Origin of the sequence: Pseudomonas benzopyrenica (assembly GCF_036884265.1) — a bacterium.
Taxonomy (GTDB): Bacteria; Pseudomonadota; Gammaproteobacteria; order Pseudomonadales; family Pseudomonadaceae; genus Chryseomonas; species Chryseomonas benzopyrenica.
The window spans coordinates 2,198,284-2,214,431 of record NZ_CP145723.1 but is presented as its reverse complement, the minus strand read 5'-3'; the positions used below and the strand labels follow the sequence as shown (position 1 = coordinate 2,214,431).

The following is a 16,148-nucleotide window of genomic DNA, read 5'->3' as shown; positions in this document are numbered from 1 at the left end:
GTTGGGGCGCGAATTCTACTCCTATCTGGCGTCAGCTGCGCAGTCTCCCCTGAGCTTAGTCGTGTGGTGCGACATCCTGCCTCACTGATTACAAAAAAATTGTCCGGTAACCAAAGCCTTCTATTTAAGGGGTGGTATTACTAGAAAGCTTGGTTCCTCCAGGGAACCGTACCGGAGCCCCTCAGTCGGAAAACAGGTATCTCGAAAGGCTCCCTCGCGATTCCCGGCGTGTCAGCTTTTCAGGATCACGGGGAGCCGTCTGCCGGAGGAAAATGCGCATGACGGCCATCGATTGGACGGGTTGGCTCAACGCCCCCTGGGTCACCGCGCTGATTGCGGCGGCGGTCGCCCTGTTGATCAGTATCATCGCCCTGACGCTGGCATTCGCCGCCATCCGCCGCCTGGCCAGTCCCTTCCTGCTCGCTCGCAACCTGGTCAAGTACGCAGAAAAACCCGCACGCCTCGCCGTACCCTTGGTGGTGCTCCAAGGTGTCTGGAATTCCGCACCCGATGCCCTGCCACTGTTGCGCGCCGTACAGCACGTCACCGGTCTACTGAGCATTGCTGCCTTTACCTGGCTGGGCCTCCGGGCGGTCAAGGCCGTCGGGGCCACCATCGCCCTGCGCAATCCGGTGGATGTGGTGGACAACCTGCGGGCCCGCCGGATTCAGACGCAGAACCGGGTGCTGGTACGCAGCCTCAGTTTTATCGTCCTGCTGGTGGGCATCGCCTTGATGCTGATGACCTTTCCGGCGGTGCGCCAAGTAGGTGCGAGCCTGCTCGCCTCCGCCGGTGTCGCCGGCCTGGTGGCAGGCATCGCCGCGCGCCCGGTCCTGGGCAATCTCATCGCCGGCCTGCAGATCGCCGTGACCCAACCGATCCGGCTGGATGACGTGGTCATCGTCGAGGGTGAATGGGGGCGCGTGGAAGAGATCACCGGTACCTATGTGGTGGTACGCATCTGGGACGACCGCCGCCTGGTAGTGCCCCTGCAATATTTCATCGAAACCCCTTTCCAGAACTGGACACGCTCGTCGTCCAGTCTCATTGGCTCGGTCTTCATATGGGTTGACTATTCCCTGCCGTTGGCGCCGATCCGCACCGAATTGGAACGCGCCTGTGCCGAAGTGCCCCATTTATGGGACGAGCGTGTCTGCGTGTTGCAGGTGACCGATGCGTCCCATGATTCCATCCAGATCCGGGTACTGGTGAGCTCGGGCGATTCCTCGAAGAACTGGGACCTGCGCTGCTTTGTGCGGGAACGGCTGATCACCTATATCAATCGCGAATTCCCCCTCTGTCTGCCCAAGCTACGGACTGAACTGGGACGCCGCGATGCCCTTCCCACGCCGCGATCCGACGAAAGGCAGGAGCCAGTCGTACGCCAGCCAGAAGTCTGATTTTTCGGCCAATTGCAGCGATCAGGCGCCCATAAAGCGGTTCACCTGGCCCTTATTTCTTAGCGCACCAAGAATGAGCGTCACCTTTTGGGCATGTATTTGGCAACGCGAAGCAAGACCGCAACATTCCCGCGGGAAACTTGTGACGTCGTCCGTGAGTCAGTGCGAGAGCAATCTGGAAATCCGCGAAGCAGTTCTCGCCCAAATCCAGACATCTCAGAAGAGGTGACCGGCAAAAAGGCTGTAGCAGCTCGGCTGTAGGCGTTTTTGAACCAGGAGCATCGAGCTTCAGGAAGAAGCAATCAGGTAAACCTCAGTCTCGAACTTGCTGCATTGGGAGCGCACCATGGCAAATGCCGTCGTGGGGAAATTTGGGGCTCTGGAGCCCGTAGAAACTGCCACTCGCACCACCACATCCAGCTCTCCTCGCAAGCGTGTCGAAGAGCCTCAGCTGACGCTGAGCTCCGTTGTCGAAAGCCGCAAGCGCATTCTTTTCGTGACCCCGGAGATTTCCGATTTCGTCAAGGCCGGTGGCCTGGGCGAGGTTTCGGGCGCCCTACCGCGCGCCCTCGCGGCCTCCCATGATGTCCGGGTGTTGATCCCCGGTTACCGTCAGGTGATGGCTGCGATCAAGGACCGTGTGCAGATGGTCGGCCGCATCGCTGCCCGTGCCGCCATGCCCGCCTGTGACATTGGTCGCGTCAATCTGGACGACGGGCTGGTCGTCTATGTATTGATCTGTCCCGAGCTGTACGAGCGCTCGGGCAACCCGTACGGCGACCTGAACGGCGCCGACTGGGCTGACAACCACATCCGTTTCGGTCGTCTGGCCAGCGCTGCCGCTGACTTCGCCCTGGGCGATGCCTCGATTCGCTGGGTTCCGGATCTGCTGCACCTTAACGACTGGCAGACCGGCCTCGCCGCCGGCTACCTGCGCTGGAAGGGTGCCAGCACTCCCTGCCTGACCACCATCCATAACCTGGCCTATCAGGGCCTGTTCCCGGCCTCGGTCATGGCCGACCTGGACATTCCGGCCCACGCCTTCCAGATGGAAGGCCTCGAATTCTGGGGCAAGGTCTCCTTTCTCAAGGCCGGTCTGGTCTATGCCGACCATATCACCACGGTCAGTCACACCTACGCCCAGGAAATCACCACGCCGGAATTCGGCTGTGGCCTGGAAGGCCTGCTGCAGGTCAAGGCGCGGGACGGCAAGCTGACCGGCCTGCTCAACGGCATCGACGATGGCTGGAGCGCTTGCAGCGATCCGCACCTCTGCCAGCAGTTCCACGAATCCGACTGGGACGGCAAGGCGGTCAACGCCGCCCGCATCCGCGAAGAATTCGGCCTCGAGCCGTCCAATGGCCCACTGTTCGCCGTGGTCTCGCGTCTGGTCCAGCAGAAAGGCATCGATCTGACCATCCAGGCCGCCGATCACATCGTCGCCCGCGGTGGCCAGTTGATGATCATCGGGTGCGGCGAGCCCCATATCGAGCGCCAGGTGCGTGCCCTGGCCCTGCGCTATCCGGGTCGCGTCAGTGCCCACATCGGCTTCTGCGAAACCGAAGCCCGGCGGATGTACGCCGGCAGCGACTTCCTGTTGATGCCTTCGCGTTTCGAGCCTTGCGGCCTGAGCCAGATGTACGCCCAGCGCTTCGCTTCCCTGCCGATCGCCACCCGCACTGGCGGCCTGGCCGACAGCATCGAGGACGGTACCACCGGCTTCCTGTTCGCCCCGCTGTCGCTGGAAAACTACCTTGGCGCCATCGACCGCGCCCTGGGTGTGTTCGAACGTCAGGGCTTGCTGCTGGCCATGCGTCACCGGGCGATGCAGGGACCATTTTTCTGGTCCGAATGCGCCAAGCCCTATGCCTCGCTGTACCTCGATCTGCTCCAGACCACCGCTCACCAGGAGCGTCACGTCGGCGCCTGAGGCTCGATGTGGCTACCAAGCGCTTTTCCTTCGGCAAAAGGCCGACGAAAAGCGCTTCCCCCGCCCAACTTTGAGCAGCTCTCACCGGTCATAACAGCAACTGCGGCCAACTGGGCCGCAGTGTCTTTTCTGCCGTCCGGTTTCGGGAGTTCTCTATCCATGACTGATATTTCGCGCGATGCAGCCGCGGTGACCGGGGGCTATGCCTGGCAGACCCGTGCCGGTGCCACCCTGGTGAGCAAGGACCGCACCCTCTTTCACTTCTGGGCGCCCAGCGCCGACGCCGTGTCGGTGGTCCTGGAAGGTGGCATGACCCTTCCCATGGAAGCCGAGCAAGACGGCTGGTTCGCGGTAGAAGCCCAATGCGGCGCCGGTACCCGCTATCGCTACCAGATCGAGGACCTGCTGGTCCCGGATCCGGCCTCTCGGGCCCAGGCCGGCGACGTGCACGAGCCGAGCATCGTCATCGACCCGACCACCTACCACTGGCGCAGCGTCGAGTGGCAAGGCCGTCCTTGGCACGAAAGCGTCATCTATGAATTGCACGTCGGCACCCTGGGTGGGTTCTCCGGCGTCGAGAAGCTGGTGCCGCGTCTGGCCGCGCTGGGCGTCACCGCCATCGAGCTGATGCCGCTGTCGGAATTTCCCGGCGGCCGCAACTGGGGCTATGACGGCGTGCTGCCCTATGCGGTGGAGGCCTCCTATGGCACCCCGGACGATCTCAAGTCGCTGATCGATACCGCCCACACCCATGGCGTCATGGTTTATCTGGACGTGGTCTACAACCACTTCGGCCCTGACGGCAATTACCTGCACGCCTACGCCGAGCGCTTCTTTCGCGAAGACATCCATACCCCCTGGGGCGCCGCCATCGATTTCCGCCAGGACGCCGTGCGCCGCTACTTCATCGACAACTCCCTGCTGTGGCTGATGGAGTATCGCTTCGACGGCCTGCGCTTCGACGCGGTCCATGCCATCAACGACAAGGGTTTCCTCGAAGAGATGGCGGAGGAGATCCGCAGCACCGTCGAACCGGGTCGCCACATCCACCTGATGCTGGAAAACGAAGACAACACCGCGACCCTGCTCGGCGGCAAGCACTACAACGCGCAGTGGGCGGACGACTGGCACAACGTCATCCACCCCATGCTCACCGACGAGAACGAAGGCTACTACCAGGACTTCACCGAGGACGCCACGGCCAAGCTGGTGCGATGCCTGGGCGAGGGTTTCATCTACCAGGGCGAGCAGACCCGCCATGGCAAGACCCGGGGTGAACCCAGCAAGGACCTGCCGGCCTCGGCCTTCGTCATCTTCCTGCAGAACCATGACCAGGTCGGCAACCGTGCCTTCGGTGAACGCCTGACCCGATTGGCGCCGGAGCCCGCGCTGAAGGCCGCTACTGCCCTGCTGCTGCTCAGCCCGATGATTCCGCTGCTGTTCATCGGCGAGGAATGGGGCAGCCGCCAACCCTTCCTGTTCTTCACCAGCCACAACGACGAGCTGGCCGAACTGGTCCGCGACGGTCGCCGTAACGAATTCAAGGACTTCGATTTCTTCACCAGCGAAGAGCATCGCCAGCAGATCCCCGATCCGAACGCACCCAAGACCTTCGAAGACTCCAAGCCGAACTTCGGCGAGGCCGATCAGCCCGATCATGCGGCCTGGGTCGGCCTGTATCGCGAACTGTTGGAGATCCGGCACCGGGAACTCTTCCCGCGTCTGGAAGGCGCCCGTGCCGAGGGCGCCGAAGCTCTGGCCGAGCGCGCCGTACGGGCACGTTGGCGCCTGGCCGATGGCAGCCGCCTGATCATCGAACTCAACCTGAGCGAGAACGCCGTGCAGGTGGACGAGGCACCCCAGGGTGAATTGCTGCACAGCAGCGACGCGGCGGCGGCGCCAGCCCGGCAGGACGGTCAGCTGGCTGCCCACTGCGCACTGGTCTGGCTGGAGAAACAGGCATGAGTGGCGATCGTCTGGAACAATTGGCCAAGGCCGCCGGTATCGCCATCGAATGGACCGCCTACGACGGTAAGCGCCAACGGGTGAGTCCCGAGGCGCTGCGCAATCTGCTCAAGGCCATCGAGCTGCCCGCGGACAGTGATGCTGACATCGACGCCAGCCTGCGCAAGCTGGCCGAGGTCGGCGACAAGGATCATCTGCCACCCCTCCTCACGGCCGTGGTCGGTAAACCCGTCGGGACACCTGACCAGTTCAAGCGTGGCGTCCGCTATAAGGTGCAGTTGGAAGACGGCGAGCGCCTGGAAGGTCAGGTAGATGACCAGGGCCAGCTCGCGCCCATCAGCACCGCCGGTTATCACCAGGCGGAAATCGGTGGTGAAGCCCTGATCCTGGCCGTTGCGCCGGAGCGCTGCTTTACTATCGCCGACGCCACAGGCGACGAACAGGCCCGCCTCTGGGGCCTGGCAGTGCAGCTCTATAGCCTCAGGCGCGAGGGTGGCAGCGGCGCGGGCGACCTGCAGGGCTTGGTGCAACTCGCCAAGGCTGCCGGCAGCAAGGGCGCCGACGCCCTGGCCATCAGCCCGCTGCACGCCATGTTCAGCGCCGATGGCAGTCGCTACAGCCCCTATTCGCCGTCGAGTCGGGTGTTTTTCAATGTGCTCTATGCAGCGCCAGAGCTAGTGCTGGGCGCCGATCCGGTGCGCCAGGCCATGCAGCGTGCCGGCCTGCAGGCGGAAGCCGAGCGCCTCGAACAGCTTGAGCTGATCGACTGGCCGGCCCTGGCCAAGCTGCGCCTGCGCCTATTACGTACCCTGCACCTGGACTTCCGTACCGCCAGTGGCGATCTGCGCGAGCGCTTCGAGGCCTTCCGCCGCGACGGTGGCGAAGCGCTGGAGAACCACTGCCGCTTTGAGGCGCTGCATGCCTCCTTCACCCAGGGCGATGCCTCGCCCAGCTGGCAGCATTGGCCGCAGCAGTATCGCGATCCCAAGAATCCTGCCGTGGCCGAATTCGCCGAACGCCACGCCCAGGACGTGGAGTTCTATGCCTTCACCCAATGGCTGGCCAGCGAAGGGCTGTCCGCCGCCCAGACGCAGTGCCGCGAAGCCGGCATGAAAATCGGCCTGATCGCCGACATCGCCGTGGGCGCGGATGGGGGTGGCAGCCAGGCCTGGAGTCGTCAGGAAGAGCTGCTGGCCTCGGTCACCGTCGGTTGTCCGCCGGACCTGCTCAACCAGAAAGGCCAGGGCTGGGGCATATCCGCCTTCTCGCCTACCGGCATGATCCAGCACGGCTTCCGCGCCTTCATCGAGATGCTCAAGGCGAACTTCGCGCACGCCGGCGGTGTGCGCATCGACCATGTGATGGGTCTGCAACGGCTCTGGCTGGTGCCCGAGGGTGCCTCCCCGGCCGACGGCGCCTATCTCTCCTACCCCATCGACGACCTGCTGCGCCTGGTTGCCCTGGAATCCTGGCGGCATCGCTGCGTGGTCATGGGCGAAGATCTGGGTACGGTGCCCGAGGGCTTCCGTGAACGCCTGGCCGAACGCGCCATCATGGGCATGCAGGTACTGCTGTTCGAGCGCGACGACAAGGCGTTCAAGCAGGCCGCGCAGTGGTCGGACACGGCCATGGGCATGCCCACCACCCACGACCTGCCGACGCTCACCGGCTGGTGGCAGGGTCGCGACGCCGACTGGCAGGAAGAGCTCGGCCTGCTGCCCGACGGTACTTCGCGCCAGGACCGGCTCGACGAACGCGCCGAGGATCGCCAATACCTGGCCAAGGTCCTGGAGCTGGACGACAGCCGTGAAAGCAATGTCGAACAAGCCGTCGATGCCGCCATCGACTTCATCGGCCGTACCCCGGCGCCCCTGATCATCCTGCCGGTGGAAGACGCCCTGGGTCAGCTGGAGCAGGCCAACCTGCCCGGCACCACCAAGGAACACCCCAATTGGCTGCGCCGCTGGGACGACCCCGCCGAGCGCCTGCTGGATGCCGCTACCCCTGAACGACGCCTACGCGTGCTGAGCACTGCTCGTAACAATCCGGAGAACACTCGATGAGTCGCTTGCGCGCTACCGTACGCCTGCAGTTCCACAAGGACTTCACCTTCGACGACGCCCTGCCCCTGGTGGAGTACTACGCCAAGCTGGGCATCAGTCACTTCTATGCCTCTCCCATCACCACCGCGCGCGCCGGTTCCGTGCACGGCTATGACGTGGTCGATCCGACCCGGGTCAACCCGGAGCTGGGCGGCGAAGAGGCGCTGCGGCGCCTGGTCGCCCGCCTGCGCGAACACGGCATGGGCCTGATCGCCGACTTCGTGCCCAACCACACCAACGTGGGCGGCTCGGAGAACGCCTGGTGGCTGGACATCCTCGAATGGGGCCGCCAGAGCCGCTATGCCGGCTTCTACGACATCAACTGGTATGGGCCGGACCCTGATCTACAGGGCCAGGTATTGCTGCCCTTCCTGGGTGACGCCTACGGCAACGTGCTGCAGGCCGGTGAGCTCAAGCTGGTGTTCGACGCCGAGCAAGGCGCCTTCCGCGTGGAATACTACGCCCACCACTTCCCCATCAATCCAGGTACCTACGGCCAGATCCTGCGCGAGAGCGACCTGCCCCAGCTGAGCCTGTTCGCCGACGCCTTTTCAGCGCGTGCCAAGGACCTGGAAGAAGCCCGCGGCGCCCAGCGCCAGCTGGCGGACGCCGCCAAGGACCCGGCCGTGGCAGCCGCCATCGACAAGGCGGTCGCTGCCTTCGACGGTAGCCAAGCGGCCAATCAGGAACGCCTGCACACCCTGCTGGAGAGCCAGCACTATCGCCTGGCGAGCTGGCGCACCGCCTCGGACGACATAAACTGGCGGCGCTTCTTCGATATCACCGAACTGGGCGGCCTGCGCATGGAACGCCACGAGGTGTTCGAGGAAACCCATTCGCTGATCTTCCGCCTGATCAGTGAAGGCCTGCTCGACGGCCTGCGCCTGGATCACATCGACGGCCTGGCCAATCCGCGCGCCTATTGCCGCAAGTTGCGCCGCCGGGTGGACGATCTCTGTGCCAGTCGTACCGGCGGTGCGCCGGAAGATGGCTTCCCCATCTACATCGAGAAGATCCTGGCCGAAGGCGAGCAACTGCGCGAAGGCTGGGGCATCGATGGCACCACCGGCTACGAGTTCATGAACGAGGTCTCGGCGGTGCAGCATGCGGCCAGCGGTGAAGCGCCGCTGCGCCGGTTCTGGGCCGAGCAGACCGGTCGTACCGAGGACTTCCTCGAAGAGGTACGGGAAGCACGGCGCCTGGTGCTCACCGGCGCACTGTCCAGCGAGTTCGAATCGGCCGTGCACACCCTGCACCTGCTGGCCCAACAGGACTGGCGTACCCGCGACACCAGCCAGGGCGCCATCCGCCGGGTGCTGTTGGAGCTGATCGTGCAGTTCAAGGTCTATCGCACCTATGCCGGCGCGGCGGGTTTCGTCGGCGCCGATGCCCAGTGGTTCGATACCGCGCTGGAGGCCGCCCGCCCCCATGTCAGCGAAGCGGAGCAGCCGCTGCTGGAGCAACTACGCGCCTGGCTGGGTGGCGATGCGCCGCGCCACAAGCCGGTGGGCAGCGTGGCCCGACGCGAACAGCGCCGCGCCATCACCAAATTCCAGCAACTCACCTCGCCCATCGCCGCCAAGGCCGTGGAAGACACCGCCTGCTATCGCTCCGCACCGCTGCTGTCGCGTAACGACGTGGGCTTCGATCCGCAGCATTTTGCCCAGCCGGTCAGCGCCTTCCACCAGGCCAGCGGCTGGCGTGCCGAGCACTTCCCGCGCAACATGCTGACCACCGCGACCCACGACCACAAGCGTGGCGAAGACACCCGTGCCCGCCTGGCGGTGGTCTCGGAACGTCCGGAAGCCTATATCGCCCAAGTCAATGGCTGGATGGATCAGGCTGCTCCTCTGCGCGGCCAGTGGAACGATGCACCCGCACCGACCCCAGGTGATGAGCTGATGCTCTACCAGACCCTGCTCGCCAGCTGGCCGCTACAGCTGCAGGCCGATGACCAGCAAGGCCTGCAGGCCTATCTGGAGCGCCTGCTGCAGTGGCAGGAAAAGGCCCTGCGTGAAGAGAAGCTGGAGTCCGACTGGTGGGCGCCGAATGGCGACTACGAAGCGGCCTGCAAGGCCTTCCTGGAAGGCCTCCTCACCGACGACAAGTATCTTGCCCTGCGCCGCGAGATCGTTGCAGCCGTCCGTGAACTGGCCCCGGCCGGCGCCCTGAATGGCCTGGTGCAGATGTTGCTGCGCAATACCGCGCCCGGCGTGCCCGACCTCTACCAAGGTGGTGAATTCTGGGATTTCAGCCTGGTGGAGCCCGACAATCGCCGCGCCGTGGACTACGCCCCGCGGCAGCAGGCCCTGGCCAAGCACACCACTGCCGACGCGGTTCTGGATACCTGGCAGAACGGCGAGATCAAACAACAGGTGCTGGCCAGCGTGCTGCAACTGCGCAAGCTGCAGCCACAGCTGTTCACCGAAGGTAGCTACCTCCCGCTGTCCGTTGCGGGCGCCCACGCCGATCAGGTACTGGCCTTCGCCCGTACCTGGGAGCAGCAGGCGGTGATCGTCATCGTGCCGGTGCATGCCTCCGACCTGCTGGAGAACAGCGAAACATTGCGCTTTTCTGCAGCGGCCTGGGGTGATACCCGGATAAAACTCCCGGAAACCTTGTCCATGTACCGTTTTGGGGAAACTTTCGCCCCTTCGTCTGTCCATGACCAGAAGAAAGAGCTTTCTGTCGGCGAGGTTCTGGCACGTTTTCCGCTTGGATTGCTCAGCACACAAGACATCACTCAAGGAGCCGTACCGCAATGACCCAAAAAGACGAACGCATCCAGCAGCTCGCCTATCAGATCTGGGAGTCCGAAGGACGGCCGGCCCACGAACACGATCGCCATTGGGAAATGGCGACCCGACTGTACGAAGCCGAACAGGAAGGCGTGGCCAAGAAGACCGCGACCAAGAAGCCTCGTGCAACCAAGACCACTGCGGGCGCGGACACGCCCGTGGCGAGCAAGGCCCGCACCGCTGGCAAGACCAAGAGTGGCAGCGAAAAGGCGGCCACCGAGGCGGAAGCTACCGGTGAGTCCGTGACCGAGAAGGTCGAGTCGGCTGCCAAGAAGGTCGCCTCCAAGGTCAAGCAGGCGGTCAAGCCCAGTGCCAGCAAGACCACCGCGAGCAAGACCACGGCCAGCAAGGCCAAGGCCGATGCCAACGTCGAGGCTACCGGCGTAGGTGTGGCACCGGCTACGCCGAAGAAGCCGCGTGCCTCCCGGGCCAAGGCGACGACGGCCAAGCCCGCCGCCAGCGAGTGATGTGATGTTCCGGCCTGGCCACTCGGCCAGGCCTTCTCTCTGCCGCCTCGCTGCGGCGTCTGCGTTATCCCTGGTTTTCTGATTTTTCCTGCAAAAACAACGCTTTGTCGGCTCGCCATGGGAGCTCGGAACTGCGCTGCGCCGGGCCTTTCATATGCAGGTAGCCGGATCTGTATCGATTCAGCCACCGGCAGGTATTGAGAGCCGAGTCAGAGCTACTTCCTTCCTAGCTATCCCGAGAGCGTCGAAATGACTTCAACTGAGTCCAACAAGCCGTTAACCGAAGCAACCACTTTCATCAGTAAGTCCAAGTCTCGTGTTCGTGAAGGCCTGCCCTATCCCCTGGGCGCTACCTGGGACGGCTCCGGCGTGAACTTCGCCATCTTTTCCGCCAACGCCACCAAGGTCGAACTCTGCCTCTTCGACGATGAAGGCAAGGAAGAAATCGAGCGCATCGAACTGCCGGAATTCACCAATGAGATCTGGCACGGCTATCTGCCCGATGCCCGTCCCGGCACCCTCTACGGCTACCGGGTACACGGCCCGTACGAGCCGCAGAACGGCCATCGCTTCAATCACAACAAGCTGCTGATCGATCCCTATGCCAAGCAGATCGTCGGCGAGCTGGAGTGGAACGACGCCCTGTTCGGCTACACCATCGGCCACGCCGATGGCGACCTGTCCTTCGACGAGCGTGACAGCGCGCCCTTCATGCCGCGCTGCCGGGTCATCGACCCCGCCTTCACCTGGGGCAACACCACCCATCCGCGGGTCCCGCGTGATCGCACCGTGTTCTACGAGACCCACGTCCGGGGTTACACCATGCAGCACCCGGCCGTCCCGGAAAGTGCCCGCGGTACCTTCTCCGGCCTGCAGGAAAGCGAGGTCATCGACTACATCAAGTCCCTCGGCATAACCTCCGTCGAGCTGATGCCGATCCACTACTTCCTGGACGACAACCACCTGCTGGAAAAGGGCCTGAAGAACTTCTGGGGCTACAACACCCTGGCTTTCTTCGCGCCGCATTCGCGCTACATGGCCAGCCAGTCCATCGGCGAATTCAAGGTGATGGTCGCGCGCATGCACAATGCCGGCCTCGAGGTCATTCTCGACGTGGTCTACAACCACACCGCGGAAGGCAACGAGATGGGCCCGACCCTCTCGCTGAAGGGCATCGACAACGCCAACTACTACCGCCTGATGCCCGATGATGCGCGCTACTACATCAACGACACCGGCACCGGCAACACCCTGAACATGAGCCATCCCTGCGTGCTGCAGATGGTGACCGATTCGCTGCGCTACTGGGCGACCGAGATGGGCGTGGACGGCTTCCGCTTCGACCTGGCCACCATCCTGGGCCGCGAGCCGGATGGCTTCGACGAAGGCGGCGGCTTCCTGCACGCCTGCCGTCAGGATCCGATCCTGGCCGAGACCAAGCTCATCGCCGAACCCTGGGACTGCGGTCCCGGCGGCTACCAGGTCGGCAACTTCCCACCCGGCTGGATGGAGTGGAACGATACCTTCCGTGATACCGCGCGGGCCTTCTGGAAGGGTGACGAAGACAAGATCGGCGATTTCGCGAAGATCTTCCTGGGCTCCGGCGACAAGTTCAACCGTCGCGGTCGCAAGCCCTATTCGTCGGTGAACTTCGTGACCGCCCACGACGGCTTCACCCTGGCCGACACCGTGTCGTACAACGACAAGCACAATGAGGCCAACGGCGAAGGCAACAACGACGGCCATTCCCACAATCTGTCGTGGAACTGTGGTGTCGAAGGCGAGACCGACGATCCGGAAATCATCGAACTGCGCTATCGCCAGATGCGCAACCTGCTGGCCACCCTCTTCCTCTCCCAGGGCACGCCGATGCTGCTGGCCGGTGACGAATTCGCCCGTACCCAAGGCGGCAACAATAACGGTTACTGCCAGGACAGCGAGATCGGCTGGGTCAACTGGGAGATCAGCGAAAAGAGCGCCGAACTGCAGGAATACGTGCGCAACCTGATCGACCTGCGCCGTCGCTATCCGCTGCTGCGTCGCAGCCGCTTCTTCACCGGTGCCTACAACGAGGAACTGGGCGTCAAGGATGTCACCTGGCTGCAGCCCGGCGGCACCGAGATGGGCGACGAGCAGTGGCAGGACGGCAGCAACAAGTGCATGGGCATCCTGCTCGATGGCCGTGCCCAGCCGACCGGCATTCGTCGCAAGGGCGCGGATACCTCGCTGCTGATTCTGGTCAATGCTCATTATGACGTGGTGGATTTCACCCTGCCGGAAGTCCCCATGGGCGAGCATTGGTCCCTGCAGCTGGATACCAATCAGCCTGACCTGGATGCCGGCGACGTCTTCAATTTCGGAGACACCTATCAGGTCACCGGACGCTCGGTATTGCTGTTCGAGCTGACCCAGACCAAGCGGAGGAAGCGCCAGGCATGACGAACGCGCAACAGGGTTTTTCGTTCAAGGTCCTGACCATCAACACGCACAAGGGCTTCACGTCCTTCAACCGCAAGTTCATCTTGCCGGAATTGCGCGAGGCGGTGCGGACGGTGTCAGCGGACATTGTCTTCTTGCAGGAGGTATTGGGTACCCACGAAAAGCACCCGTTGCGCTTCGAGAACTGGCCGGCGGCGCCGCAGTACGAGTTCCTGGCCGATTCGATGTGGACCGATTTCGCCTACGGGCGCAATGCGGTCTACCCGGACGGCCATCACGGTAATGCGGTGCTGTCGAAGTTTCCCATCGTCAGTTACGACAACTTCGACATTTCCATCGCCGGTCCGGAAAAACGCGGGATGCTGCATTGCGTCCTGCGCGTACCGGATCAAGGGGTGGATCTGCATGTCATCTGTGTCCATCTGGGGTTGCGGGAAAAGCATCGCCAGATGCAGATGAAGCTGATCTGCGAACACATCAATTCCCTGCCCAGCGACGCGCCCGTCGTGGTGGCGGGGGACTTCAACGACTGGCGCCAGAAGGCCAACGACATCCTTGGCCAGGGCGCGGGACTCGAAGAGGTGTTCATGAAGACCGCAGGGCGGCTGCCCAAGACCTTCCCGGCGAAGCGTCCCCTGCTCTGCCTGGATCGCATCTATACCCGTAACGTCAGCGTCGGTCGCCCACAGGTGCTGGGCAATCAGCCGTGGTCGCACCTCTCCGACCACGCACCCCTGGCTGCGGACTTTCACCTATGAACTTCGAGTGGCGGGACGGAAACCGCATCGCCTTGCTGGAAAACGGCGAGGACTTCTTTCCCCGGGTTTTCGAGGCGATCCGCGAGGCGGAGCGCGAGATCATCATCGAGACCTTCATCCTGTTCTACGACAAGGTGGGTCAGGGCCTGCAGCAAGAACTGGTGGCGGCGGCCAAGCGTGGTGTCCAGGTGGACATCACCGTGGACGCCTATGGCTCGCCCGATCTGCCGCGTGATTTCATCGATGAGATGGTCCATGCCGGCGTGCGCTTCCGCTACTACGATCCGCGCCCGCTGGTCATGGGCATGAGGACCAACCTCTTCCGCCGCCTGCATCGCAAGATCGTGGTGGTGGATGCCCGCCTGGGCTTCATCGGTGGCATCAACTATTCCGCCGAGCACCTGGGTGACTTCGGGCCGGAAGCCAAGCAGGACTACGCCGTCGAGGTGGAAGGCCCCATCGTCGACGATATCCATCGCTTCGCTCGCGACGCCATCAACTCGCCTGAGGAAACCCACCGCTGGTGGGGCAAGCGCTCGCAGAAGCCGGCCAACAACCGCAACCCGGGCAATGCCCAGGCCCTGCTGGTGTACCGCGACAACGACGAACATCGCGCCGACATCGAAAAGCACTACCTGGAAATGCTGCGCAACGCCAAACGCGAGGTGGTGATCGCCAACGCCTACTTCTTCCCGGGCTATCGCCTGCTGCGGGAGATGCGCAACGCGGCGCAGCGCGGCGTCCGAGTGGTGCTGATCGTGCAGGGCGAGCCGGACATGGCCATCGTCAAGGTCGGCGCCCAGATGCTCTACAACTACCTAGTCAAGGCCGGGGTGGAGATCTACGAATACTGCCTGCGCCCCTTGCACGGCAAGGTGGCGACCATGGACGAGCACTGGTCCACCGTGGGTTCGAGCAACCTGGACCCCTTGAGTCTTTCGCTCAATCTCGAATGCAACCTGATCTTCCATGACCACGCCTTCAACCGTGAATTGCGCGGTCGCCTGGAGACCCTGATCCAGCATCACTGCGAGCACGTCGACAGCAGCAAGGTGCCCAAGCGCACCTATTGGCACCTGGCCAAGACGATGCTGGTCTTCCACTTTTTGCGCCACTTCCCCGCCTGGGTCGGCTGGCTGCCCGGTCATACCCCCAAGATCGAACTGGTGAGTCCACCGGTGCAGCCCGAGCTGGAAACCCAGGACCGGGTCGATTCCCCGATTTCAAGGTATCCCCAACGATGAGCAGCCACAGCGACACCCTGGATCACGCCGACGACCAGGAAGACGGGCAGACTGCCGCCAAGCCGCAGAACGGCCGCTGGGTCCTGGCCAAGAAGATCCTGACCTGGGTGTTTCTGATCGCGGTCGTGGTGCTGCTGGTGATCTACGCCCGGAAGGTCGACTGGGGCGAGGTCTGGAAGGTCTTTACCGGCTACAAGTGGACGACGCTGGCCATGGCCGGTGGCCTGGTGGTGCTGTCCTACATCATGTACGGCTGCTACGACCTCATCGGTCGGGCCTATTGCGGGCACAAGCTGGTCAAGCGCCAGGTGTTCCTGGTGTCCTTCATCTGCTACGCCTTTACCCTGACCCTGAGCACTTGGGTCGGCGGCATCGGCATGAGGTATCGCCTCTACTCGCGATTGGGTCTTTCCAGTGGCACCATTACCCGCATCTTCTCCCTGAGCATCGCCACCAACTGGCTGGGGTACGTGTTGCTCGCCGGTGGCATCTTCGTCAGCGGTGTGGTGGACATGCCGCCCAACTGGTTCGTCGGCGACACCACGCTACGGTTGATCGGCTTCGGCCTGCTGACCTTCATCGTCTTCTACCTGGGTGTCTGCGCCTTCGCCAAACAGCGCGAATGGACGGTGCGCAAGCAGCGGCTCGCCCTGCCCTCGCTGCGCATGGCCTGCCTGCAACTGCTGGTGTCTTCGATCAACTGGATGGCCATGGCCGCCATCGTCTATCTCTTCCTCGGCCGTCAGGTGGACTATCTGCATGTGCTCGGCGTACTGCTGCTCTCCAGCATCGCCATGGTCATCGTGCATATCCCGGCTGGCGTCGGCGTACTGGAGACGGTCTTCATCGCGCTGCTGGCCAATGACGGCCTCAGCCAGGGCAAGATCATCGCCGCCCTGCTCGGCTATCGGACGCTGTATTTCATCATCCCGCTGCTGATCGCTGCGGTGCTCTACTTCGCCTTGGAAGGTCGTGCCAAGAAGCTCAAGGTGAGCAATGATCGGCGCGAAGAGCGCAAGCAGCAGGAAAAGCATGCCACCTGAGA

The 16,148-nt window shown here is 63.4% G+C and carries 10 protein-coding genes; all 10 read left to right on the top strand.

Annotated elements, in window-relative coordinates:
- Positions 1-278: 278 nt before the first annotated feature.
- Positions 279-1,400 carry a mechanosensitive ion channel family protein gene (locus V6W80_RS10385; protein WP_338546945.1) on the top strand — a complete coding sequence of 374 codons (1,122 nt, stop codon included), beginning with the start codon at positions 279-281 and terminating at the stop codon, positions 1,398-1,400.
- 346 nt (positions 1,401-1,746) lie between these two features.
- The gene (gene glgA, locus V6W80_RS10380; protein WP_237509563.1) at positions 1,747-3,330 is read left to right on the top strand and encodes a glycogen synthase GlgA; all 1,584 of its coding nucleotides are present in this window, start codon (positions 1,747-1,749) and stop codon (positions 3,328-3,330) included.
- Between the two features lie 159 nt (positions 3,331-3,489).
- Positions 3,490-5,295 carry a malto-oligosyltrehalose trehalohydrolase gene (gene treZ, locus V6W80_RS10375; RefSeq protein ID WP_338546942.1) on the top strand — a complete coding sequence of 602 codons (1,806 nt, stop codon included), beginning with the start codon at positions 3,490-3,492 and terminating at the stop codon, positions 5,293-5,295.
- Positions 5,292-7,358 carry a 4-alpha-glucanotransferase gene (gene malQ / locus V6W80_RS10370; RefSeq protein ID WP_338546939.1) on the top strand — a complete coding sequence of 689 codons (2,067 nt, stop codon included), beginning with the start codon at positions 5,292-5,294 and terminating at the stop codon, positions 7,356-7,358. The genes treZ and malQ overlap by 4 nt, the downstream gene beginning before the upstream one ends.
- Entirely contained in the window at positions 7,355-10,162 is a 2,808-nt protein-coding gene (gene treY, locus V6W80_RS10365; protein ID WP_338546937.1) for a malto-oligosyltrehalose synthase, read from the top strand. The genes malQ and treY overlap by 4 nt, the downstream gene beginning before the upstream one ends.
- Complete coding sequence (locus tag V6W80_RS10360; protein WP_160922336.1) at positions 10,159-10,662, top strand: DUF2934 domain-containing protein; 504 nt, start codon at positions 10,159-10,161, stop codon at positions 10,660-10,662. Before treY ends, V6W80_RS10360 begins: the two co-directional genes overlap by 4 nt.
- 249 nt (positions 10,663-10,911) lie before the next feature.
- The gene (glgX, locus tag V6W80_RS10355; protein WP_231893088.1) at positions 10,912-13,101 is read left to right on the top strand and encodes a glycogen debranching protein GlgX; all 2,190 of its coding nucleotides are present in this window, start codon (positions 10,912-10,914) and stop codon (positions 13,099-13,101) included.
- Positions 13,098-13,859: an endonuclease/exonuclease/phosphatase family protein gene (locus V6W80_RS10350; RefSeq protein ID WP_017639947.1), complete on the top strand. Its 762-nt coding sequence runs from the start codon at positions 13,098-13,100 to the stop codon at positions 13,857-13,859. Before glgX ends, V6W80_RS10350 begins: the two co-directional genes overlap by 4 nt.
- Positions 13,856-15,103 carry a cardiolipin synthase ClsB gene (gene clsB, locus V6W80_RS10345; protein ID WP_338546934.1) on the top strand — a complete coding sequence of 416 codons (1,248 nt, stop codon included), beginning with the start codon at positions 13,856-13,858 and terminating at the stop codon, positions 15,101-15,103. The genes V6W80_RS10350 and clsB overlap by 4 nt, the downstream gene beginning before the upstream one ends.
- Positions 15,100-16,146, top strand: a complete 1,047-nt coding sequence (locus V6W80_RS10340; RefSeq protein WP_338546932.1) for a lysylphosphatidylglycerol synthase transmembrane domain-containing protein — start codon at positions 15,100-15,102, stop codon at positions 16,144-16,146. The genes clsB and V6W80_RS10340 overlap by 4 nt, the downstream gene beginning before the upstream one ends.
- Positions 16,147-16,148: the final 2 nt, after the last annotated feature.